The sequence below is a fragment of the Rhodococcus opacus genome, assembly GCF_012396235.1.
Taxonomy (GTDB): Bacteria; Actinomycetota; Actinomycetes; order Mycobacteriales; family Mycobacteriaceae; genus Rhodococcus_F; species Rhodococcus_F opacus.
The window spans coordinates 265579-287603 of sequence record NZ_JAAXPA010000004.1; the positions used below are offsets into that span (position 1 = coordinate 265579).

The 22025-nt window shown below is 68.4% G+C and carries 24 protein-coding genes and 1 tRNA gene; 9 read left to right on the forward strand and 16 right to left on the reverse strand.

Annotation, left to right across the window (positions count from 1 at the left end):
* Nucleotides 1-68: 68 nt before the first annotated feature.
* The 4 genes from HGB39_RS07220 to HGB39_RS07235 all read left to right on the forward strand — a co-directional run bounded on the left by HGB39_RS07220 (nt 69) and on the right by HGB39_RS07235 (nt 4277).
* Nucleotides 69-1202 (forward strand): thiolase family protein, encoded by a 1134-nt coding sequence (locus HGB39_RS07220; protein ID WP_005261388.1) that lies wholly within the window; start codon nt 69-71, stop codon nt 1200-1202.
* A gap of 34 nt (nt 1203-1236) precedes the next feature.
* The gene (locus tag HGB39_RS07225) at nt 1237-2001 is read left to right on the forward strand and encodes an SDR family NAD(P)-dependent oxidoreductase (protein WP_005261389.1); all 765 of its coding nucleotides are present in this window, start codon (nt 1237-1239) and stop codon (nt 1999-2001) included.
* Nucleotides 2002-2018: 17 nt separating this feature from the next.
* Nucleotides 2019-3668, forward strand: a complete 1650-nt coding sequence (locus HGB39_RS07230) for a class I adenylate-forming enzyme family protein (RefSeq protein WP_005569544.1) — start codon at nt 2019-2021, stop codon at nt 3666-3668.
* Between the two features lie 177 nt (nt 3669-3845).
* Nucleotides 3846-4277 carry an antibiotic biosynthesis monooxygenase family protein gene (locus tag HGB39_RS07235; protein WP_005569546.1) on the forward strand — a complete coding sequence of 144 codons (432 nt, stop codon included), beginning with the start codon at nt 3846-3848 and terminating at the stop codon, nt 4275-4277.
* Here HGB39_RS07235 and HGB39_RS07240 read toward each other — a convergent pair.
* Nucleotides 4246-5070, reverse strand: a complete 825-nt coding sequence (locus HGB39_RS07240) for an enoyl-CoA hydratase/isomerase family protein (RefSeq protein ID WP_005569548.1) — start codon at nt 5068-5070, stop codon at nt 4246-4248. The genes HGB39_RS07235 and HGB39_RS07240 overlap by 32 nt on opposite strands.
* A gap of 270 nt (nt 5071-5340) precedes the next feature.
* Between HGB39_RS07240 and HGB39_RS07245 the strand changes: the two genes are divergently transcribed.
* Nucleotides 5341-6303: an NAD(P)H-dependent flavin oxidoreductase gene (locus HGB39_RS07245; RefSeq protein WP_168442921.1), complete on the forward strand. Its 963-nt coding sequence runs from the start codon at nt 5341-5343 to the stop codon at nt 6301-6303.
* Here the strand turns inward: HGB39_RS07245 and HGB39_RS07250 are convergent.
* The 5 genes from HGB39_RS07250 to HGB39_RS07270 are packed head-to-tail and all read right to left on the reverse strand — an operon-like array spanning nt 6285 to nt 11490.
* Complete coding sequence (locus HGB39_RS07250; RefSeq protein WP_005573573.1) at nt 6285-7169, reverse strand: LysR family transcriptional regulator; 885 nt, start codon at nt 7167-7169, stop codon at nt 6285-6287. The genes HGB39_RS07245 and HGB39_RS07250 overlap by 19 nt on opposite strands.
* Before the next feature lie 12 nt (nt 7170-7181).
* Nucleotides 7182-8060 (reverse strand): LysR family transcriptional regulator, encoded by an 879-nt coding sequence (locus tag HGB39_RS07255; RefSeq protein WP_005573574.1) that lies wholly within the window; start codon nt 8058-8060, stop codon nt 7182-7184.
* A gap of 47 nt (nt 8061-8107) precedes the next feature.
* Nucleotides 8108-8869: a crotonase/enoyl-CoA hydratase family protein gene (locus HGB39_RS07260; protein WP_005573575.1), complete on the reverse strand. Its 762-nt coding sequence runs from the start codon at nt 8867-8869 to the stop codon at nt 8108-8110.
* Nucleotides 8870-8881: 12 nt separating this feature from the next.
* Entirely contained in the window at nt 8882-9925 is a 1044-nt protein-coding gene (locus HGB39_RS07265; protein WP_005573577.1) for an MBL fold metallo-hydrolase, read from the reverse strand.
* Nucleotides 9922-11490: a long-chain-fatty-acid--CoA ligase gene (locus HGB39_RS07270; RefSeq protein ID WP_043793507.1), complete on the reverse strand. Its 1569-nt coding sequence runs from the start codon at nt 11488-11490 to the stop codon at nt 9922-9924. Before HGB39_RS07270 ends, HGB39_RS07265 begins: the two co-directional genes overlap by 4 nt.
* Nucleotides 11491-11657: 167 nt before the next feature.
* On the opposite strand from HGB39_RS07270, the gene HGB39_RS07275 reads away from it, so the two are divergent.
* Both HGB39_RS07275 and HGB39_RS07280 read left to right on the forward strand, forming a co-directional pair.
* Nucleotides 11658-12023, forward strand: coding sequence for an ArsR/SmtB family transcription factor (locus tag HGB39_RS07275; RefSeq protein WP_005254240.1), 366 nt, complete (start codon nt 11658-11660; stop codon nt 12021-12023).
* Nucleotides 12020-13228 carry a CaiB/BaiF CoA transferase family protein gene (locus tag HGB39_RS07280; protein WP_005573581.1) on the forward strand — a complete coding sequence of 403 codons (1209 nt, stop codon included), beginning with the start codon at nt 12020-12022 and terminating at the stop codon, nt 13226-13228. The genes HGB39_RS07275 and HGB39_RS07280 overlap by 4 nt, the downstream gene beginning before the upstream one ends.
* Nucleotides 13229-13282: 54 nt before the next feature.
* Here the strand turns inward: HGB39_RS07280 and HGB39_RS07285 are convergent, their stop codons facing one another.
* From HGB39_RS07285 to HGB39_RS07320, 8 genes are all read right to left on the reverse strand, one after another.
* Nucleotides 13283-13711 (reverse strand): hypothetical protein, encoded by a 429-nt coding sequence (locus tag HGB39_RS07285; RefSeq protein WP_005251571.1) that lies wholly within the window; start codon nt 13709-13711, stop codon nt 13283-13285.
* A gap of 191 nt (nt 13712-13902) precedes the next feature.
* Nucleotides 13903-14505, reverse strand: a complete 603-nt coding sequence (locus HGB39_RS07290; RefSeq protein ID WP_037203198.1) for a DUF8020 domain-containing protein — start codon at nt 14503-14505, stop codon at nt 13903-13905.
* A 180-nt stretch (nt 14506-14685) separates the two neighbouring features.
* Complete coding sequence (locus HGB39_RS07295; RefSeq protein ID WP_005573583.1) at nt 14686-15756, reverse strand: methyltransferase domain-containing protein; 1071 nt, start codon at nt 15754-15756, stop codon at nt 14686-14688.
* A 51-nt stretch (nt 15757-15807) separates the two neighbouring features.
* Nucleotides 15808-16602 (reverse strand): energy-coupling factor ABC transporter ATP-binding protein, encoded by a 795-nt coding sequence (locus tag HGB39_RS07300; RefSeq protein WP_005573585.1) that lies wholly within the window; start codon nt 16600-16602, stop codon nt 15808-15810.
* Complete coding sequence (gene cbiQ, locus HGB39_RS07305) at nt 16599-17363, reverse strand: cobalt ECF transporter T component CbiQ (RefSeq protein WP_005254234.1); 765 nt, start codon at nt 17361-17363, stop codon at nt 16599-16601. The genes HGB39_RS07300 and cbiQ overlap by 4 nt, the downstream gene beginning before the upstream one ends.
* 2 nt (nt 17364-17365) lie before the next feature.
* The gene (locus tag HGB39_RS07310; protein WP_005573586.1) at nt 17366-17728 is read right to left on the reverse strand and encodes a PDGLE domain-containing protein; all 363 of its coding nucleotides are present in this window, start codon (nt 17726-17728) and stop codon (nt 17366-17368) included.
* Nucleotides 17725-18420 (reverse strand): energy-coupling factor ABC transporter permease, encoded by a 696-nt coding sequence (locus tag HGB39_RS07315; protein ID WP_005573587.1) that lies wholly within the window; start codon nt 18418-18420, stop codon nt 17725-17727. The genes HGB39_RS07310 and HGB39_RS07315 overlap by 4 nt, the downstream gene beginning before the upstream one ends.
* A 127-nt stretch (nt 18421-18547) precedes the next feature.
* Nucleotides 18548-19474 (reverse strand): DNA-3-methyladenine glycosylase family protein, encoded by a 927-nt coding sequence (locus HGB39_RS07320; RefSeq protein ID WP_043793517.1) that lies wholly within the window; start codon nt 19472-19474, stop codon nt 18548-18550.
* A 72-nt stretch (nt 19475-19546) separates the two neighbouring features.
* Between HGB39_RS07320 and HGB39_RS07325 the strand changes: the two genes are divergently transcribed.
* Both HGB39_RS07325 and HGB39_RS07330 read left to right on the forward strand, forming a co-directional pair.
* On the forward strand, nt 19547-20074 hold the full coding sequence (locus HGB39_RS07325; protein WP_005573589.1) for a ribonuclease H family protein: 528 nt from the start codon (nt 19547-19549) through the stop codon (nt 20072-20074).
* Between the two features lie 64 nt (nt 20075-20138).
* On the forward strand, nt 20139-21014 hold the full coding sequence (locus HGB39_RS07330) for an amidohydrolase family protein (RefSeq protein ID WP_005251588.1): 876 nt from the start codon (nt 20139-20141) through the stop codon (nt 21012-21014).
* A 42-nt stretch (nt 21015-21056) separates the two neighbouring features.
* On the opposite strand, the gene HGB39_RS07335 is transcribed toward HGB39_RS07330, so the two are convergent.
* A complete protein-coding gene (locus HGB39_RS07335) occupies nt 21057-21500 on the reverse strand; it encodes a VOC family protein (protein WP_005573590.1) in 444 nt (147 codons plus the stop codon).
* A 410-nt stretch (nt 21501-21910) separates the two neighbouring features.
* A tRNA-Arg gene (locus tag HGB39_RS07340) sits at nt 21911-21983 on the reverse strand.
* Nucleotides 21984-22025: the final 42 nt, after the last annotated feature.

Below are 22025 nucleotides of genomic sequence, written 5' to 3' on the forward strand. Positions count from 1 at the left end.
AAGTCGTTGTGCTGACGACATCGCCCGTGATTGATTCGAGTGACCCCCTCAGATCGAAGGAACACACCATGCGCGATGCAGTGATCGTCGACGCCGTCCGCACGCCCATCGGGCGGCGTGGCGGTTCCCTGTCCGGAATCCACCCCGCCAATCTGTCGGCGCACGTCCTCGAGGCCCTCGTGGCGCGCACCGGTCTCTCCCCGGAGGAGATCGGCGACGTCGTCTGGGGCTGTGTCAGCCAGGTGGGGGAGCAGGCAGGCAACGTCGCCCGCACCGCCGTCCTCGCCACCGGCTGGCCGGAGACGGTTCCGGGCACCACGCTCACCCGGGCCTGCGGATCGAGCCAGCAGGCCGTGAGCTTCGCCGCCGCCGCCGTCATCGCCGGCCACGAGGACGTCGTCGTCGCCGGTGGTGTGGAGTCCATGAGCCGGGTTCCCATGGGCAGCGCGAGCAAGAACGGTGAACACTTCCCGGCGGCCGTCCTCGACCGGTACGGCGTCGACGGGTTCAGCCAGGGCACCGGCGCCGAGATGATGGCCGCGAAGTGGGGGCTCTCCCGTCAGGTGCTGGACGAGTACTCGCTGCGATCCCACGAGCTCGCTGCGCACGCCGCGGACCGGGGCGCATTCGACGGGCAACTCGCACCGCTCTCCGACGTCCTCGCCGGGGACGAAGGGATCCGCCGCGGCGGCACACTCGAATCTCTCGGCAAGCTGAAGACCGTGTTCAAGGAGGACGGCGTGATCCACGCCGGCAACTCCTCGCAGATCTCCGACGGCGCCGGTGCACTGCTCGTCACGACGAGCGAGAAGGCTGCGCAACTCGGTCTGACCCCGATGGCCCGCATCCACACCTGCGCCGTCGCCGGCGACGACCCGGTGATCATGCTGACCGGACCCATCGCCGCGACGGAGAAGGCACTGTCCCGGTCCGGACTGAAGATCGACGACATCGGTGCATTCGAGGTGAACGAGGCCTTCGCCCCCGTCCCGCTGGCGTGGCAGGCGGAGACCGGCGCCGCGACGGACCGGCTGAACCCGCTCGGCGGCGCCATCGCAGTCGGTCACCCGCTCGGCGGGTCCGGCGCGATCCTCATGACCCGACTCGTCCACCACATGCGGGACAACGGCATTCGGTACGGACTGCAGACCATGTGCGAGGCGGGCGGCCTCGCCAACGCCACCATTCTCGAACTTCTCTGATCCGACAATACTTTTCGAAGGGAACACCCGCACGATGGAACTCAAGGGAATCTCGACCGCGGTCACCGGCGGCGCGTCCGGTCTCGGACTCGCGACGGCACGCCGCCTCGTCGACGCAGGGGCTCAGGTCACGCTCATCGACCTCCCGAACTCCGACGGTGAGGCGGCGGCGAAGGAATTGGGCAGCGCCGCCCAGTTCGCTCCCGCCGACGTCACCGATTCCGAGCAGTTCGCGGCCGCCCTCGACGTCGCCGACGACCGCGGTGGCCTGCGCGGCATCGTGCACTGCGCCGGGGCCGGCCGCCGAATGCGCATCCTCGACTCCGACGGCAAGGCAGGTTCCGTCGAGGACTTCGAGTTCGTGATCCGGCTCAACCTCGTCGGCTCGTTCAATGCCCTGCGCCTCGGAGCGGAACGGATCGCGCGGCAGGAGGAGATCGACGGCGAGCGCGGCGCGGTCGTGCTGACGGCGTCCGTCGCCGCATTCGAAGGCCAGATCGGCCAGATCAACTACACCGCATCGAAGGCCGGCATCGTGGGCATGACGGTCACCGCGGCCCGCGACCTCGCCAGCCGCAACATCCGGGTGTGCACCATCGCCCCGGGAATCATGGACACCCCGCTCCTCGCCCGGCTGCGCGACGATGTGCGCGCGTCGCTGGAGAAGTCGGTGCCGGGCCCGTCGCGTCTGGGCAAGCCCAGTGAGTTCGGGCAGCTCGCCTGCCAGATCCTCGAGAACGGCTACCTCAACGGCGAGACCATCCGCCTGGACGGTGCCATCCGCATGGCACCTCGCTGACGAGTAAGGGACCGAACGTGAATTCTGCTGCACCGGTACTGCATTACCCCGACCTGACGTTGGCGGCGTTCCCGTCCGGCATGGCGGACCTGTACGGAGACAAGGCCGCGGTGGTCGACGGCGACACGGTGTGCACCTACCGCGAACTCGACCAGCGGTCGGGCGCGTTCGCCGCCGCCCTGCGGGACGCGGGGGTGACCGAGCGTGACGTGGTGCTCCTGCATCTCGGCAACTGCATCGAATTCGTCGTGGCCTACTACGGCGCACTGCGGGCCGGCGCGACCGTCACCCTGGTCAACCCGCTGCAGCCCGGCCCCGGCCTGCGCTCGCAGATCGTCGACACGGCGGCGGTCGCCGCCGTCACCCAGCCCGCACAACTGGACACCCTCACCGAGGCGGCGAGCGGCACCACCGTCCGCACCATCGTGGTGGCCGGACTCCCCGCGGGTGTCGGTCGCGGTCAGTTCGGGTTCGAGGAGTTCGTCCGCGGGTACGCCACCGCACCGTTCACCCCGAAGGTGTCCGGGGACGACGTCGCCCACCTCGCCTACACGGGCGGCACCACCGGGTTGTCCAAAGGTGTCCGGGTGCTGCACCGCAACGTCCTCGCAAACGTGACCCAGATGATCGCCTGGCGTGCGGGTCACGAGGTGCGCGCCACCGCCGACGGCGGGATCGAACTGCGACCCGTCGAGAGTCTCGGGGACCGCGGTGTGATGCCCGGCGCCGGAGCGACCGTCGTCGTGTCGCCGCTGTTCCACGCCCACGCGCTGATCAACATGTCGTTCCTGCTGCTGTGCGGGGCGACGCAGGTGTTCGCCGGACGGTTCGAGCCGGGCCGCATGCTGGAGTTGATCGAGACGCACCGCGCCACGTACATCACCGGCAGTCCGGCGATGTGGCATGCCGTCGCCACCCACCCCGACGCCGCCGTTCGCGACACCGACTCGGTGCGGGTCGTGTCGTCGGGTGCGGCGCCGATCGATCATGTGACCCTCGAGGCGCTGGGTCGGGCGTTCCCGTCGGCGAGCGTGGTCGAGGGGTACGGGCTGACCGAGGGCACCTGCCTGGTCGCCTCCGCACCGTTGACCGGCTCCGTCGCGTACAAGCTCGGCAGCGTGGGGCTGCCGGTGTTCGACACGGAGGTGCAGATTCGTGCCCAGGACGACTCCGGTGCCCTACTGGAGGCCGGCACCCGCGGCAAGCTGTGGGTCCGCGGCCCGCAGGTCACGGACGGCTACCTGAACCATCCGGAGATCACGGCGCAGCAGTACGTCGACGGCTGGCTCGACACCGGCGACATCGCCTACCTGGACGAGGACGGGTACCTGTTCATCTGCGACCGCACCAAGGACATGCTGATCTACAAGGGCTACAACGTGTATCCGCGTGAGCTCGAGGAGATTCTGGTCTCGCACCCGGACGTGTCCTCGGCTGCCGTCGTCGGCAGGGAGGCCGGCAGCGTCGGCCAGGAGCCGGTGGCGTTCGTGGTGCCGATGCCGGACGTGACGATCGATCCGGATGCGGTGTCCGCGTTCGTCGCCGAGCGGGTGCTGCCGTACAAGAAGGTACGCGACGTCGTGGTGGTCGAGCAGCTGCCGACGTCGGCGGCCGGGAAGATCCTCAAGACGAAGCTGCGCGAGCAACTCGCCGCCGCGACGACCTAGCGTTTTCCTCCCGCTGGGTGGAAGCAACTCTGTGGGGCGCTCGCGCGTGGTGGCAGCAGAGCCTTCTCGCACGCCACGATGCACAGGTGCTCAACTGGTGGGCCGACGCCGACGAGTTCCTCACCACCCGGCGTCGCACCGTCTCCTGCTCGCCCGCGGATGTGGAGGCGATGACCGATGTTCAAGGTGACCAAGCTCGTTCACCTCGTCGCCGACACAGATGCCTCCACCGGTGCGGTGTTGGCCGGCCGATTGCGTGAGGCCGCTGCTCCCCGGGCTCGGCGCGTTCTCGTGACACCGGCCCTGCCCGGCGGAATCAACGGGGGAGACGTGATCGCGCACCTCCACGTCCGCACGATCGGGACCTCGCAGCTGAGCCGGGTGCACGAATCGGCCGGTTCCGCGCGGTGGACCCACGTCTGGGAGCAGGAGTACGCGAACCTGGACGGGCTGCTCGGGCCGTATATGACCCACCCTTATCACTGGGCGCACATAGATCGGTGGTTCGATCCCGAACGCGGGCCGCGGATCGTCACTCGGCTGTGCCACAGCTTCTGTGCGATCGACGGCCCGACGATCACGGTTGCTGCACCTGCCACTCCCCGCTGAACGCAGGGGGACGCTTCTCGATGAATGCGCGTAGTGCGGCCGGAGCGTCGGTTGCAAAATTGACCGCTTGCGAACGCGCCTCGTTCTCGAGTGCGTCCCGCAGCGACGACGTCGTGCCGTCCTCGATCAGTCGCGTCGACTGCATGACGGCCACCGTCGGTGCCGCCGCGAGACGGGTGGCGAACCGGGCGACCGTGGCGTCCAGTTCGTCCGGCTCGACGAGCTCGCTGACCAGTCCCAGCGCATCCGCCTGCTCGGCGTCGATCATCTCGGCGAGCATGACCAGACGTTTCGCGCGGTGCAGTCCCACCATGCGCGGCAGGAGCCACGAGCCGCCGAAATCCACCGACAGGCCGCGCTTGGCGAAGATCTGGCTGAACTGCGCGTCGCGCGAGGTGATGAGCAGGTCGCACAGCAGCGCCAGGTTCCAGCCGGCTCCCACGGCGTAGCCGCGAACCTTCGCGATCAGTGGCTTGGGGAACTCGGCGACTGCCAGTGCCGTCGCATTGATCTGACGCATGCGGTTCAGCGGGTGCATGGGTGTGCGCTTGTCGAGGTCTGCGCCGGTGCAGAAGTCGCTGCCTGCGCCGGTGAGGACCACGACGCGGGTGGCGTCGTCGAGGGCGAGTTCGCCGAGCGCCTCGCGCAACGCGATCCACGAGTCGAGGGTCATGGCGTTGCGCCGTGTGGGCCGGTTCAGGGTGATCGTCGCGACCGCGCCGTCCCGGCTGATCAGAACGTCGCGTTCGGCGGATTCGGTGCCCGTGTTCGAGGTGACGGTTTCGATGCTCATACGCGGCTCCAGACGTCGGCGCGGTTCTCGGCGCACGCCGGAGTGGTCGACGCCGTGCCGCCCAGCCAGTCGATCACCGGGGACGCTCCGCCGCAATGTCGTTCTGGGATACACCGGATGAGGTCAAACCTATGGTTACCGCCGAGCGTCATAGGTTCCGATTAACCGGACCATCGGCGATGTATCTTTGTCCACGCCCGGACTGCGTGCTGAACTGGTCGGTACCTGAAAGTGCTTGCATCAGAAGACTCCCCCTCATCAGGAGAACCGATGTCTCTACCCTCCGTGCTGTCCGATCGCCTGCGCCTGCCGGCTGTGGCCTCCCCGATGTTCATCGTCTCGGGTCCCGACCTGGTGATCGCCCAGTCGACGTCGGGCATCGTCGGATCGTTCCCCTCCCTGAACGCCCGCCCGCAGCCGGTGTTGCGGGAATGGCTCACCCGCATCACCGAAGCCCTCGCCAAGCACGACGCCAACAACCCCGAGACCCCGTCCGCGCCGTACGCGGTCAACCTGATCGTCCACAAGAGCAACGACCGTCTCGACGAGGATCTCGCCACCATCGTCGAGTTCGAGGTCCCGATCGTCATCACGTCCCTCGGCGCCCGCGCCGACGTCAACGAGGCCATCCACAGCTACGGCGGCATCGTCCTCCACGACGTCATCAACAACACGTTCGCGAAGAAGGCGGTGGAGAAGGGCGCCGACGGCCTCATCGCCGTCGCGGCCGGTGCCGGCGGACACGCGGGCACCCTGTCGCCGTTCGCGTTGATCCAGGAGATCCGCGAGTGGTTCGACGGGCCGGTCCTGCTGTCGGGCTCCATCGCTCACGGCCGCTCGGTCCTCGCCGCGCAGGCCGCCGGCGCCGACCTCGCCTACATCGGATCCGCGTTCATCGCCACCGAAGAGGCCAACGCGGACCAGGGCTACAAGCAGATGATCGTCGACTCCACCGCGTCCGACATCGTCTACTCCAACCTGTTCACCGGCGTGCACGGCAATTACCTGCGGGGCAGCATCGAGGCCGCCGGACTCGACCCGAACAACCTCGCCGTGTCGGACCCGTCCGCCATGAGCTTCCGCGACGGAACCGCCAAAACGAAGGCATGGCGCGACATCTGGGGGTCCGGACAGGGGATCGGCACCGTGCGCTCCGTGCAACCGACGGCGGAACTCGTCGACCGGCTCGTCTCCGAGTACGCCGCGGCAAAAAGCTACCTGCTCGCGCTGTAACCTTCCGCCCGCACGAGTTCGACGAACGCGTGCCCGACCGGGGAGAGCATGTCGGGATCGAATGCGAGCCCGAAGGTGCGGGCGATCGTCGGCTCCGCGCGGCGGACCACCGCACGGTCCTGGGCCGCCTCCGCGATCGACCGTTCCAGCAGGGTTCCGCCGATTCCCGCGAGCACCAGGGGAAGTCGCGCCTCGCGGTGATCGGACAGCGCCGCGAGGGTCGGGCGTGCCCCGGCGTGACGGATCGATTCCTCGATCTCGTTGGCGACGGAGTGGCCGCGGGGGACGAAGACCATCGGGATGTCGGGGAGTGCGGCGAGCGGAACGGGACCGTCCGGCACGTCGGTGCCCGGCGGGTACACGAGCCAGTACTCCTGTTCGCCGAGTTCGAGGACGTCCAGGCGGGCGTCGTCGAGCGGGAGGTGCGCCACCACGAATTCGCAGTGGCCGTCCTCGATCAGCGACCCGGCCTGTGCCTCGTCTTTCAATTCACCCAACCGGACCATCACCTTCGGGTGGGTCCGCCGGAATTCGGTGACGAGGTCGACGAGGGGCCCGATCGCCAACGCCGGAAACGCCATGATGTCCAGTCGGCCGGCGAGTGCCCCGTCGGAGGTGGCGAGGAGGTCCTCGACGGCGGTGACGTCGCGCAGGATCTGCCTGCTCGGCCCGACCATGCTGCGCCCTGCGGCGCTGAGCACCATGCCCCGGCCGATGCGGTGGAACAGTTGCACACCCAGTTCCCGCTCGAGCCCGCGCAGCGCCTGCGAGATGGTGGGCTGTGCGACGCCGAGCGACGCAGCGGCCCCGTTGATGCCTTCGTGTTCCACGACGGCAAGGAAGTACTCGACCTGGCGCAACTCCATGTGCTCAGTTCCTCACTCGGGTGCCGGTGTTCGGGTGGACTGCGCGATCGCGACGAACGCCGAGGCCGCGGGTGATCCCGGACCGGACCGCTGCACGAGGCCGACGGGGCGGGTCAGCTTCGGCGTCATCGACCGGATCGAGACCCCGCGCAACTGTTCCTCGGCGACCAGGCGGGGGAGGACGGTGGCCCCCGCGCCGCGCATCACCAGCTCCCACGTGGCGCCCGGATGCGTGCAGTCGATGACGACGTTCGCGGGCTCGCCGACGAGATCGGAGATCAGCGCCGCGTCGCTCTTGTCCCCGAGATCCTGAACGAGCGGAATGTCGCGGACGGCCGAGCGGGGCACCGGATCGGGAAGGGTCTCGGCGAGGACGCCGGGCAGGGCGAGTACCAGCTCCTGGTCGCCGATGGGAACCGAGCGCAGCGCACTGTGGTCGACGGACAGGTCGATCACCCCGAGCTCGGCCTCGCCGCGGCGCAAGGCGCCGAGGACGCCGGTGGGACCGTCGGCGTCGATGATGCGGACCGTCACCCGGGGGTACTGCTCACGGAACCGGCGCACCAGGTCGACGATCGGATCGATCGAGAACGCCGCGTAGGTGACGACGTCGACGCGGCCGGACACGAGTTCGCGCACGGCGGCGACCTTGGCCTTGGCCCGCTCGACGTCGGCGAGGATGCGCCGGGCGGCGACGTCGAGGGTACGACCGTCCTCGGTCAGCTCGAGACGCCGCCCGGTGCGGTCGAACAGGGTGACACCGAGGCGGCGTTCGAGTGTGCGGATCGCCTGCGAAAGCGACGGTTGCGAGATGTAGAGGGACTGTGCGGCCCTGGTGATCCCGCCGTGATCGACTACCGCGACGAAGTAGGTGACGAGATGCAGGTCCACGCGGTCATCGTACGGAAGCCGTGATGCGGGCTGCGCCGATCACGCGGCTAGCGGCCACGCCACACCGGCGGGCGCTTCTCCGCGAACGCGCGCGCACCCTCCTGGGCGTCCTCGGAAGCGAACACCGGATCGAGAAAGCGGCGTTGCCCGGCGAACGCGTCGGGATCGGTGTAGTTGGCGGACATCGCGACGACCTGCTTGGTGGCGCGCACCGCGAGGGGACCGTTGGCGGCGACCCGTGCCGCCAGTTCGCGGGCGGTGCCGAGGGCCTGCCCGGGCTCGGTGAGCCGGTTGACCAGTCCATGCGCGTGCGCCACGTCGGCGGTGAGGGGATCGCCGGTGATCGCCATCTCCATCGCGATCGGGTACGGCAGCACCTTCGGCAGTCGCAGCAGACCGCCTGCGGCGGCGGCGAGCCCGCGCTTGACCTCGGGGATGCCGAACTTGGCGTCGCGGGCGGCCACGATCAGATCGGCCGACAGCGCCAATTCGCAGCCGCCGGCCAGCGCCCAGCCCTCCACCGCGGCGATCAGCGGCTTCGTCGGCGGGGCCTCCGTGATGCCGCCGAAGCCACGGCCGGGCAGCGACGGCCGCTCCCCGCGGGTGAACGCCTTCAGATCCATGCCCGCGCAGAACGTTCCCCCGGCGCCGGTCAGGATCGCGATCGTCAGGTCGGGCCGCGCCTCGAACTCGTCGATCGCGGCGGCAAGCGCCTTGGCGACCTCGAGGTCGACGGCGTTCTTCGCCTCCGGCCGGTTCAGGGTGATGACGGCGACGCCATCGGAGAATTCGGTGAGAACCACGCTCATGGGGTGTCTTCCTTACGGTGTCGGGGTCCAGCGTTCGGGGTGCCCGCCGAGTGAGCGGATGCTCCCGCGGTCGGCCAGAACGAGCAGGTGGGCATGGGTTTCGCGGACCGCGAGGCGGAGCAGGCGGTCGGACATGGATTCGAACGGCCGCGACCACGAGATGTGGTGCGAGATCTCCCACGCCGTCGATTCGGGGTGCACGCCCAGAGTCTGGACGATCTCGGCGAAGCGTTCCTCGTGATGACCCATCAGTTGCCGGGCACGGTCGGCGATCCCCCGGAAGCGGTACTCGTGGGCCGGCAGCACTTCGCCGTCGGGCATGGAGGTGGTGGCGTGCAGCGACAGCAGGTAACGGTGCAGCGGGTTCTCCAGCTCGCCGGGGACCGTCGAGATGTTGGGACTGATGCGCGGCAACATGTGGTCGCCGCTGAACATCAATCCGTGGGTGTCGTCGACGAAGGTCAGATGACCGGGAGTGTGCCCCGGGGTCCAGACCGCCCGCAGATCCCAGCCGGGCAGGTCCAGGGGAGTCCCGTCACCGAGCACGATGTCCATGGATTCGCCTGCCCCCAGCCGAACGAGATCGACGCGGGCGGCCGCGAGGATGTCGGTGGGCGCCCCGAGTTGGGCGAGCTGGGTGTTCCACAGTTGTTCGTCGGCGGTGGTGTCCTCCGGCGAATGGTGGCCGAGCAGTGCGGCATCCGCGCTGTGCATCGCGAGCGCGGCCCCACTGACCTCCCGCAGCCGGGGCGCAAGACCGAAGTGGTCGGGATGCAGGTGGGTGACGGCGGCGTACCGGACGTCGGTGACGTGGTGCCCCGTCTGGGCGATGCCGTCGACGAGGGCTCGCCACGACTCCTCGGAATCCCAGCCCGCGTCGATCAGGGCGAGGCCGTCGGGCAGCGCGAGCGCGTAGATCAGGACGTAGCGCAACGGGTTTCGCGGCATCGGCACCGGGATCGACCACAATCCGGGGCGTACCTGCTCGACCGGCGGCAGGACGCCGAGGGCCCACGCCTCGCGCTGGACGGTACCGACGTCTTCGGTGACGATCACGACGGCACCTCCGTGGCGCGGAGCCCCTCGCGCAGGGTGCGTTTGAGGATCTTGCCGCTCGCTCCTCGCGGAAGTTCGGCGACGTAGACGATCTCCCGCGGCTTCTTGTACGACGCGAGCCGGGCGGCGGTGAACGCGATCAGGTCCTGCTCGTCCGGTTGGTTCGACGGATCGACGAGCCGGACGACCGCCGTCACGGACTCACCCCACGTCCGGTGCGGCACGCCGACCACCGCCACCTCGGCCACCGCCGGATGCTCGGCGAGCACCGATTCGACCTCGATCGGGTACACGTTCTCGCCTCCCGTGATGATCATGTCCTTCACCCGGTCGGTGACGAACAGGTAGCCCTCCCCGTCTATGTGCCCGGCGTCGCCGGTGCGCAGGAAACCGTCGGGGGTGAGCAGTTGCGCGGTCTCGTCCGGCCGCCGCCAGTAGCCCGCGACGTTGTTGCGTGAGCGGCACACGATCTCCCCGGACACGCCCACCGGAAGCCGGGCGCCGGTCACCACGTCCCGGATCTCGACCTCGACACCGGGCATGGGCTTGCCGGCGGAACGCAGCAGGTGCGCACGGAGTCCGGACGGGTCATGGTCCTCTACAGCGAGGGCGGTGACCGAGCCTGTCGTCTCGGTCATGCCGTAGCGCTGCACGAATCCACAGCCGAGGCGATCGATCGCCCGCCGGAGCAGAGTGGTGGTGATCGGCGCCGAACCGTAGGCGACCAGTTCGAGGCCCGACACGTCGTAGCGGTCGAGGTCGGGCACGTCGAGGAGCATCTGAATGGTCGACGGAACCAGGAAGGCGTGGGTGATCCGATGCCGTTCGATGAGTTCGGCGACCCGCCGGGCGTCGAACGCGCCGAGCAGCACCACGTGGACGCCCGCCGACAGACACGTGCTCAACCAGCCGGCACCCGCGATGTGGAACAGCGGCATGGCGTCGAGCGCCACCGAGCCGGGCTTCCAGCGGTAGATCAGCAGGCCCTCCGGCTCGTTGTGCAGGTTGCGATGCGTCGCCACCACGCCCTTCGGGAAACCCGTCGTGCCCGATGTGTAGAGCTGCAGCACCTCGGCGTCGGGGTCGTCCCCGAGACCCGGATCGGTGGCGGTGCCCGAAGTGACCAGCCGGTCCCACGTCCAGGTGCCGCGCGGAAGAACGTCGCCGTCGGCCGCGTCGACGACCACCACGACCACACTCGGGAGCGCGCCGCGAACGGCGTCCGCGGCGGCAGCGAATTCGGATTCGACGATCAGCACCTGGAGCTCGGCATCGACCGCGATCGCGGCTGCCTCGGCCGCCGGGAGTCGCCAGTTGAGCGGGACGAACACCAGCCCCGACTTGGCGGCGGCCACGAACGCCTCGACACCCTCGGTGCGCATCCGGAGCAGTGCCCCGACCCGGCCGCCGTCGGAGGTCAACGCCGACAGCGCGGTTGCGATCCGATTGGTCCGCCAGTCGAGCTCCGCGTACGTCAGCGTGGTGTCACCGCACGTCACTGCCGGTGCTCCGGGCCGCTCTGCGGCATGGTGCCGCACACGCTGGGGTAGATGCAGACCGCTCACATCACGCTCCTCGATGACTCGTCGACGCCGCCGGGAACCGGGTGACGCGTGCTGCCAGTCGACCACCCGCGTGAGTGCGGAAACAAAGTCACAGAGCCGAACGGACAGTGAGGAATCGCCTATGGATGCCCGACCGAGTGGCCTCGCGGCGTTTGTAGACTGGCGTGATGGCCGCCACCCCCGCCCTGAACCCCGAGGATGTTCAGCGTGCTGCGGCGGCACTGCACACCCCCGACATCGACGGCTGGGCCAACCGGTTCGAACTGCTGTCGGACGGCAACCGCCTCCGACTGCTGCTGTGTCTGCACCACGCCCCCGACATCTGCGTCGGCGACCTGGCCGCGGCACTCGACATGACCGGCACCGCCGTTTCGCACGCTCTGCGACTGCTCCGCAACCAGGGGTGGGTGTCGGCGACGCGGGACGGTCGCTCGATGCGGTACCGGCTCACCGACGACACCGTGCACGAACTGCTGCACACGATCGGGGCCACGCACTACCACAATCACACGGGGGCCGAAGAGAAAAGGTGAATCCCGACATGGAGAACGACCCCGGACTGCTGCCGCTCGACGGCATCACCGTCGTGGCACTCGAGCAGGCCGTGGCCGCCCCGCTCGCCACCCGCCATCTCGCGGACATGGGCGCGCGGGTCATCAAGATCGAGCGCGTCGGCGAGGGCGACTTCGCCCGCAACTACGACGACGCGGTGTTCGGGCAGGCGTCGCATTTCGTGTGGCTGAATCGGTCGAAGGAATCGCTCGGCGTCGACCTGAAGTCCGAGGTGGGCCGGGACACCGTCGCGAAGCTGATCGCGAAGGCCGACGTCTTCATCCAGAATCTCGCCCCCGATGCCGCCGACCGGCTGGGGTTCGGCGCCGACGAGTTGCGCGCCGAGCACGAGGAACTGATCGTCGTGAACATGTCCGGCTACGGGTCGGCGGGGCCGCGGCGCGAACGCAAGGCGTACGACATGCTGGTCCAGGCCGAAACGGGGATGATCTCGGTGACCGGCACCCCCGACACCGCGACCAAGACGGGTGTCCCGGTGTCCGACATCGCGGCGGGAATGTATGCGATGACGTCCGTCCTCGGCGCCCTGTTCCGGCGGTCGCGCACCGGAGTGGGGGCGCGGATCGACGTGTCGATGTTCGACGCGACCGCGGAGTGGCTGGGCCACCCGATGTACATGAAGATGTACGCCGACAAGCAGATCCCGCGTGTCGGGCTCGGTCATGCGGCGATCGTCCCGTACGACTCGTACCCGACCCTCGACGGACAGATCCTCATCGGTGTCCAGAACGACCGCGGGTGGCGGCAACTGGTGACCGACGTGTTCAAGCGACCAGAACTCGCCGACCATCCCCGGTTCGCGACCAATATGCTGCGTGTGCAGCACCGCGCCGAGGTGGACGCCCTCGTCGCCGAGGAGACTCAACGGTTCACGAGCGCGGCTCTCGACCAGGCGCTCGCGGACTCCGGGATCCCGGCGGCGGAGCTCAACGACATGGGCGGGTTGATCGACCATCCGCAGCTGGATCAGCGCGACCGCTGGCGTGACATCGGAACCGAGGCCGGGCCGATCAGGGCGATGCTGCCCCCGATGACGTTTTCCGACGTGGAGATGCGGATGGGTGACGTGCCCGCGCTCGGCGCGCACACCGATCGGATCCTCGGTGAACTGGGCTGGTCGGCGGAAGATATCGCGACGATGCGTGACCAGGGCGTCGTCGGCTGACGACGCGCCGCAGCCCCGGCCCGAGTGAGGCCGGGGCTGCAGCTCGCTCTTCGCTCAGGGTGTGGCGAAGAACTGCTCTACGGCCGGCTGTGCGTTGGGATTACCCACACCGATGCCGATGACGGCGCCGGCGATGGTGCCGACCACTGCGCCGACGATGCAGCCGGCGATGAAGTTGGGGAAGATCGACACGCACCCGATGGCCATGCCCACGTTGGAACCGATCGCCATGCCCTGCAGGCCCGCGTTGTTCCAACCGGTATTGATCTCGTTGGTCATCTTGTCGAAGGCGTCCTGTTTCACTTCGTTCTCCGGGAAGAACTGTTCGGCCACCTGGCTGCTGCCGCCGTCGGCCGCAGGAGTCATCAGCGGCTGTGACCAGTCGATTCCCTGAGGTGCGGGATCGGCATACGCAGTGCCCGCCCCGACGGCCATCGCGGAGACGACGAATATGGACAATGCCAGAGTTTTCAAGAGTTTCATGGAAATTCCCACCATGTCGTAGGACGAACACGGCCCCCACCTGAGTGCACCGAACATCGTTGTGCGTGGACCATATTCGCTGGAAAACCGGAACGGCTACATGCATATGTGGGTGCGCGGTGATGCTCCCCGTGTGCGAACTAACCCATAGCCCTCCCGAAATCGTCTTCGGAGTCGGACGGAAAGCCCCGCTACGGGGTTCCGAGGAATTCGTAAACCGCTGGTGGCGCAGCGGGGTTCGCGTTGCTGATACCCGTGACGGCGCCGATCGCTGCGCCTACCGCGGCACCGGGGAGGCACCCGCCGAGGATGAGGAAGATGCACCCGACGACGAATCCGATGCCTGCGCCGATCGCGGTCGCGGTCCCGCCGCCGTTGTTCCAACCGATCTGCAGCTGCTCGACCATGTTGTTGTACGCCGAATCCCTGTCGACCGGGGTGAGGGCGAGGGTTCCCGCGACAGGGGTCGTCGTGGGTGTCAGGTTCAGGAACCGGCCGGCGTCGGTGATGAGCGGATCGATCGCGAACTGCACACCGGCGATCGAATAGCGCAGGGGGATCGTGCCCACCGGGGTGCCCGAATCGTTGACGATGTCGACGGCGGCGGCCGTCCGCGACAGGGTGAAGTGCCCGGCGTCGAGTGCCGTACCGACCGATCGGCCGTCGGCGCTCAGGCTGGTGTGCGAGATGACGGCCTGGTCGGCGGGAGTGGGGGCGGCATACGCGGTACCCATTCCGACACACAGGGTGGCGATCAGCAGCGCTGCCGGTGCTGTCACTCTATGCAGTTTCATGGTGTTTCCCATGCGTAGTAGCGGATGACAAACGACAAATCTGGTTCGACCTGGCGCTTCACTTGCCCCGACCGGCGAAAGCGTCCGTAACCTGCCTACTGCAGACATCTTCCCCCTTCGGATGCCTCAGTTTTCGGCCTTTCCGCAAAATACGTGCGTATCGGGGTGGCGGTGCAGGGATTACACCGTGAGCCGGTAGAACCGGAAGAACCCGAAATCCTCGATGGGAAGGATGTCCATGGTGCCGAAACCGGCCGCCTCGGCGTAGCTGCGCAATGTGCTCGGGCGCATGACCGTTCCGGTGCCCGCGCTGGGTGTGTGGTTCATGCCGTCGGGAAGACACACGGTGAGGCTGAATCCGTACATCAGCCGCTCGACGTCGCTTCCCGGCGCGGAGAACTCGTCGTCCACCGCCTCGTCCATCACGATCATCGCGCCACCGGGAACCAGGGCCTTCCGAACCGCGGACAGTACATCGACGGGCGCCGGCATGTCGTGGATGCATTCGAACGCGAACGCCGCGGTATAGGTGCTTTCGGGAATTCCCGCCGCATCCGATTCGGTGATCGTGATCCGATCGGCGACATCCGGCCGCTCGCGCACGTTGGACCTCGCGAGTTCGACGGTCGCGGTGTCGATGTCGTAGCCGTGGAGTCTGGCGTCCGGGTAGGCGCGCGCGAGTGCGATCGTGGACCACGCGCCGCCGCATCCGATGTCGGCGATGGCGGCGCCGGGCGTCCGCAGCAATGCGTCGACCTCGGGAACCGATGCCAGCGCACCGGGAAGAACCTGCTCGTACCACGGCCGATTCATGTCGGCCTGCGACTCACGGGCATCCGTGCCGTACTGCGCCCATCCCACACCGCCGCCCGTGCGGTACGCCTCCAGCAACGCGGGCATCTGCGTGGTCGCGGCGACGAAGATCCGCGCCAGCGGTGCAAGATAGTTGAGACTCTGCTCGTCGGTGAGCACTTCGGCGGCGCCGGCCGGAAGCGTGAACGTCCGCGGCTCCGAGTCGTCGACCGTGAGAAGTCCCGACACGGCCTGCTGTTCGAGCCACTCCCGCGCGTACCGCGGGTGGGTGGAGGTGCGTTCCGCCAGTTGGTCCGCGGTTGCCGGACCTTCCGACGCGAGACTGCGGTACCAGCCGAGCCGGTCACCCAGATGGACGGCGAGGAGGTCGATCGCCCCGAGCGATGCGTCGAAAATGCGCTGGGACACGGCCCCGGCGTCGGCTTCGGGTATGGACATCGCGGACCTCCGGTAGGAGTGCGGGGCGAAGCTTCGTCTCCCCATCGTGGGCTACCCGATCGGCGGTGTCACGGATCGTTCGCCGGGCGAATGAGGGTCGGTCGCGGGAAGCCGGAAACCCCAGGGCAACTCGAGGCGATGCTCGGCGAGCAGCGCGGGGTCGCCGAGCAGTTCCAGGATCGGACCGTCGGCCACCAGGTGTCCCTCGTCGAGGATCACGGCGCGCGTGCACAACTGGGCGGCGTACGGCAGGTCGTGCGTGACGAGCAGGTGCGTGGTGTCGATACCCAGGAGGACGTCGGCCAGTTCGCGTCGGGCGACGGGGTCGAGATTGCTCGACGGCTCGTCCAGCACGAGGACGTCCGGGGCGCATGCGAGAACGGTCGCCAGCGCGACGCGGCGGCGCTGACCCACCGACAGGTGCGCGGGATTGCGACCGGAATGTGCCGTCATGTCGACGGCCGCCAGCGCGTCGTGCACCCGCTCGTCGAGTGCGGTCCCGGTGATCCCGAAATTGACCGGACCGAACGCGACGTCCTGTGCGACGGTGGGCATGAACAACTGGTCGTCGGGGTCCTGGAAGACAATGCCGACGCGGCGCCGGACCTCCCGCACCGTGTCCCGGGACGCTCCCCGCGACAGCTCCAGCCCGCCCACGGTGACGCTGCCCTCGGTGGCCGTCAGAATGCCGTTGAGGTGCAACATCAGTGTGGTCTTCCCGGCCCCGTTCGGACCGAGAACGGCTACCCGCTCACCGGGTTGCACCGTGAGATCGATCCGGTGCAGCGCGGCCCTGCCGTCCGGATACGCGAACGAGACGCCCTCGAGACGCACGGCCGCGGTCATCGGAGCACCCACGCCGTGACACAGATCCCCACCGCGCACACTGCGGGCACGAGCCCCGCCCGCCACAGTGCAGCGGTCGCAGGCGGCGCCCCGACAGTGGGAACCGAACCGGTGAAACCCCGCGACAGCATGGCCAGGTGGACGCGCTCGCCGCGCTCGTAGGAACGCACGAACAATCCGCCGACGCCACGGGCGGTGGCACCGATCTGCCGGAACGTCCGCGGGTCGTCGCCGCGGGAGAGCCGGGCGGTGCGCATCCGCTCGACCTCGGCGGTGAGCAGATCGAGGTAGCGCAGCATCAGCACGACGATCGTGGTGAGCATCGCGGGCACGCGCAGCCGCGCCAAACCCAACGGCAGGTCCCGGGCCGGCGTCGTCGCGGCGAGTGTCAGCGAGACCAGGACGCCGAGAGTGCCCTTCACGAGAATGCCCCAGGCCGCGTAGAGGCCCGCGACCGACAGCGACAGTCCGAGGACGGTGACGCGTGCGCCGCCCTCGGCGAACGGCAGGAGAAGTGCGAGCGTCACGAACGGCAATTCGATCAGCATCCGCGGTCCGATCCAGTTGAGCGGAATGCCGGCGATCCGCCAGATCACGAGCAGGATCGCCAGATACCCGGCGAACGCCCAGAACGCCTCGCGTGGTGTCGCGACCACCGCGAAGACGAAGACGACGGCGCAGACGATCTCGACCTCGGCCGGCAGCCGGTGCAGGGGTGACGTGCCGTCGAGGTAGAGCGGATGGGCGTGACCGGCTCCCACGGTCAGGGGCTCGTTCGGTTCCGCCGCGCGCGGGCGAGCAGCCAGAACAGGCCACCGGCGACGACGAACGTCGCGGTGGCGCCGATCACGCCCGCGACACCCGTGAGATGCGACCGGCCGCCCACCGTGTAGTCGGCGAGCGGCGAGTCCGACAACGGATGAGCGGACGCGTTCCGGGCGATGCAGTCACCCACGAGCGTCTCCCCGGCATCGGTTTCCACGGTTTCGCACCCGCGAGTGGTCGCGGCGGCCAGACCGTCCGGACTCGAGCTGGCGAGATAGGAGACCGCGCCGGCGACGAGCAGCGCCACCAGCGCGAAACCGAGGAGGAATCGGCGCAGCGAGACCGGCGACGACGTGCTCATGCCCGCACCTCGACTCGTCGGGGTGCCGTCCGCAGCAGGTACACGAGGTCGGGGCGCGCCTTCGCGACGGCCGTCACCGTGACGGCGGTGATGAGGCCTTCACCGATGCCGATCAGCACGTGCGCCCCGAGCATGTACGCCGCCACCGCGCCCAGTGAAGTCGAATCTCCGGACGTCGCATGACCGCCGATCGCGTACTCGAGGACGAAGCCCATCGACGCCGCCACCGTTCCGCACAGTGCCGCGGCGAACGCGAGCCCGCCGAGGACGCGGAGGCGCAGTCGCTGCTGTCGCACGACGAGCGGACGCAGGGCCACCGCGACGCCGTAGCCGACGACCACGCCGATGATCGCCATGTTGGTGATGTTCGCTCCCAGCGCTGTCAGCCCACCGTCGGCGAACAGCAGGGCCTGCACGATCAGCACGATCGAGACGCACAGCATCCCGGTGTAGGGGCCGACGAGGATGGCGGCGAGCGCGCCGCCGAGGAGGTGTCCGCTCACACCGGGAAGGATCGGGAAGTTGACCATCTGGACCGCGAAGATGAAGGCCGCCACGAGACCGGCCATCGGTGCGGTGCGTTCGTCGAGTTCCGAGCGCGCGCGCCACGCGGCGATCGACAGTCCCGCCACCGCGACGACGACGAACAGCAGTGAGGTCGGCGCATTGATCAGGCCGTCGCTCATGTGCATTGCCACAGGTTCCACGGCGACTCCTCCGGCCGGCAGCTGATCCTTCGAAGTCTAGTTTCTCGTATGAACACTTGAACAGGTGTTCATGGGTACGGGAAACGCGTGTGGGGTCTCCGCGAATGCCGGGTCAGTGCCAGGTGTGGTCGACGAGCGCCGTGCGGGGCCCGAACTTGGGTTTGACGGCGTGTCCGCTCACCTCCAGCAGTCGCACGGCGCGATGGCGGTGCGGCTGAAGCGGGGCCAGGTACTCCACCATCTCGGCGTCGTCGAGGGGCTTGCCGAGCAGCGACCACCCCACCACCGCGGCCAGGTGATAATCGCCGACCGACAGGGCGTCGGGGTCGCCCAGCGCACGCTGCGACACCTCGGCCGCCGTCCAGATCCCGACGCCGGGAATGGACATCAGCCGGCGATTCGCTTCCTCGCGAGGGAGGTCGACGATCTTCTCGAGCCGGTCGGCGACCTGCGCGCAGCGGACGATCGTCCGGGACCGGCTGGGGTCGACGTTGGCCCGGTGGAATTCCCAGGACGGAACCCGCCGCCACACGTCCGCGGTCGGGGGCAGCCTCATCCCGTCCGGAGCGGGCCCGGGAGCGGGCCCACCGAACTTCCACACGAGGCGCCGCCACGACGCGAACGCGGCGATGCCGTGCACACGCTGCTCGAGGATCGCGGGCACGAGGGCCTCCATCACCCGGTCGGTGCGGCCGAGGCGCAGGTGCGGGAATCGGCGGTGGGCCTCGACGAGGATCGGATGGTCGGGGGCGAAGTCCGCGCAGTCGTCGTGGTCGCCGATGAGGCGGCCCAGTCCGGCGGACAACTCGTGGGCGCCCGCACCCCACGCCTGACAGCGCACCGAGTGGCGGTCGATCTGGGTGATGCGATAGGTGACCGGGCCCGACTTCTGCACCGACGTCCGCCAGATCGAGCCGTCGGCCGTCCGGCGGTGGCAGGGGTCGCCCTTGCCGCGTTGTAGAGGCTGCAACGACATGGCGACGTCCAGGGGGCGCCGCGCGGTCACGGTGGTCTCGACCACCTCCAGCGAAACCGTCATCGAATGCAGCGTATCCACTCCGAACGCGACCGCCACCGGCGGATGTCGGAGCGCGCACGTAAAGTCCCAGCCATGATCATCGTGAGTACCGACGGATCCTGCCTCCGCAACCCCGGTGGGGCGATCGGCTGGGCATGGGTCAATCACGAGGGTCCCAGCCAATCGGGTGGCGAACCCTCCGGGACAAATCAGATCGCCGAGCTGCGGGCTCTGCTCGAAGCGATCACCGCGCATCCCGGGGAAGATCCGCTGCTGATCGAGTCCGATTCCCAGTACGCCATCAAGTGCGCGTCGGAGTGGCTGCCCGGGTGGAAGCGCAAGGGCTGGAAGACGGCGGGTGGCGCTCCCGTCAAGAACCTCGCGCTGGTGCAGTCCATCGACCGCGCCATCAGCGAACGCCCCGGGCCCGTGCGTTTCCGCTGGGTTCGCGGCCACGTCGGCAACCACTACAACGAGATGGCCGACGTCCTCGCCGGCGAGGCGGCTCGTGCCGTCGCCTCCGGTGCACTCGCACCGGCGCCCGTCTCTGCCCCCGCGCCTACACCGGCAGCAGTCGCGCAATCCACCCCCGAGGCCGAGGACGCGTTCACGCTGTTCTGATTCGGCCCCCGTTCTGATCTGCCGGGGTTCTGCGTCCGGCACTGCGTCGAGGAGAAGAAGACCGTTGTCCGAGGATCTGCGGGTGCAGGAGTTCTGGCGTGCGCTGGGGCTGCCCGGCATCATCGACGTCCACACCCACTTCATGCCCGCGAATGTGATGGAGAAGGTGTGGGGCTACTTCGACGCAGTCGGTCCCCTCACCGGACGCGAGTGGCCCATCCACTACCGGCACGAAGAGGATGTCCGCGTCGAACACCTCCGTGGGTTCGGTGTCAGGCGGTTCACGTCGATGATCTACCCGCACAAGCCGGCGATGGCTGCGTGGCTGAACCAGTGGTCGGTCGAGTTCGCCGAACAGACCCCCGACTGTCTGCGGACGTCCACGTTCTACCCGGAGGAGTCCGCGGCCACCTATGTCGCCGAGGCGGTCGAGTCGGGCACGCGCGTCTTCAAGTCCCACATCCAGGTGGGCGACTACTCGCCGAACGATCCGCTCCTCGACCCCGTGTGGGGTGTACTGCAGGAGTCGGGTGTCCCGGTGGTCATTCATTGCGGGTCGGGGCCGGCGCCCGGCACCTACACGGGCCCCGGCCCGATCGCCGAGTTGCTGTCGCGATACCCGAGGCTGCACCTGATCATCGCCCACATGGGTCTGCCGGAGTACCGGGAATTCCTGGACTTGGCCGACCAGTACGGCAACGTGTATCTCGACACCACGATGACGTTCACCGACTACACCGAAGCGGCCACACCGTTTCCACGCGACCAGGTGCACCGGCTGGCGGATCTGCAGGAACGCATCGTGTTCGGCAGCGACTTCCCCAACATCCCATATCCCTACCTCGACGCACTCGAGGGACTCACCCGATTCGACCTCGGCGAGCCGTGGCTGCGAGCGGTGTGCCACGACAATGCGGCGCGGCTCTTCGCGATCGACTGACGACCCGGTGTGGTGCCGCGTCGATCCGGTTCCGTGTCACCGTCATTCGCCGTCCGGCCAGTCACCACTGCTCTCGCCCGGGCGTAGGGTGCCGAACGTCCACTCGAAGCCCTCGAGGTCGAGGACCCGGCAGCGATAGTTGCCCCATTGGGTGTTCGCGGGTTCCCAGACCGAGGTGGCACCGGCCTCGACGGCGGTGGCGTAGACCTCGTCGACTTCGCTGTCGGTGCCGACGCTGAGATATGTGCCGTGCCCGACGGTCTCGCCCCGGAGCGCCGGCCGGTCGTAGTTGCCGTCGTCGCTGAAGACCATGATGGCGGCGTCGCCTCTCCGCAATTCGGAATGCATGATCCCGCCGTTGTCGTCCGGGAACTCGAGGGTGGTCTCGAACCCGAACGCGCGCTCGAGCCAGCGCAGAGCGGCCGGGGCGTCACGGTAGGCGAAGTAGGAGTGCAGGGCGGCCGGGCGGTTCTCGGTAGTGGTCATGGGGCGACGATACGAACGATCGAGGTCAGCCACGGTCCGCAATATCCGTATCCCCGGAATGTCGGCGCGGGCGCGGACCCCGCTGACCGAGCTACCGTGCGCTAGAAAGGATTCCACCAGTTGATGAACGCGATATAGAGATTGGTCGGGAAGAAGAACTCCCAGTCCAAACCCATGTACGGCAGGTCGGGCAGTATGCCGATCATGATCCCGTCCCGTTGTTCGTCAGGGCGGCCAACAGGTGCAGCAGGTTGGCAATCAGCGGCGGGAAGATATCGATGTCCACCCAGTTCATGAGACTCTCCTCGGGTCGTCCCGACCTGCCTGGCGTATCGCCTGCGGCGTGACCTGCGTTACCTCGTCCAAGATGCGGGAGCGGGGCGCAGTGAGGACTGCCGCAGGCAGGAGAGTGCCCTCGGCAGGATTCGAACCTGCGACCTACCCTTTAGGAGAGGGTTGCTCTATCCCCTGAGCTACGAAGGCGCGGTGCACGCGCGGGGCGCACACCGAGGTGAGTGTAGCGGG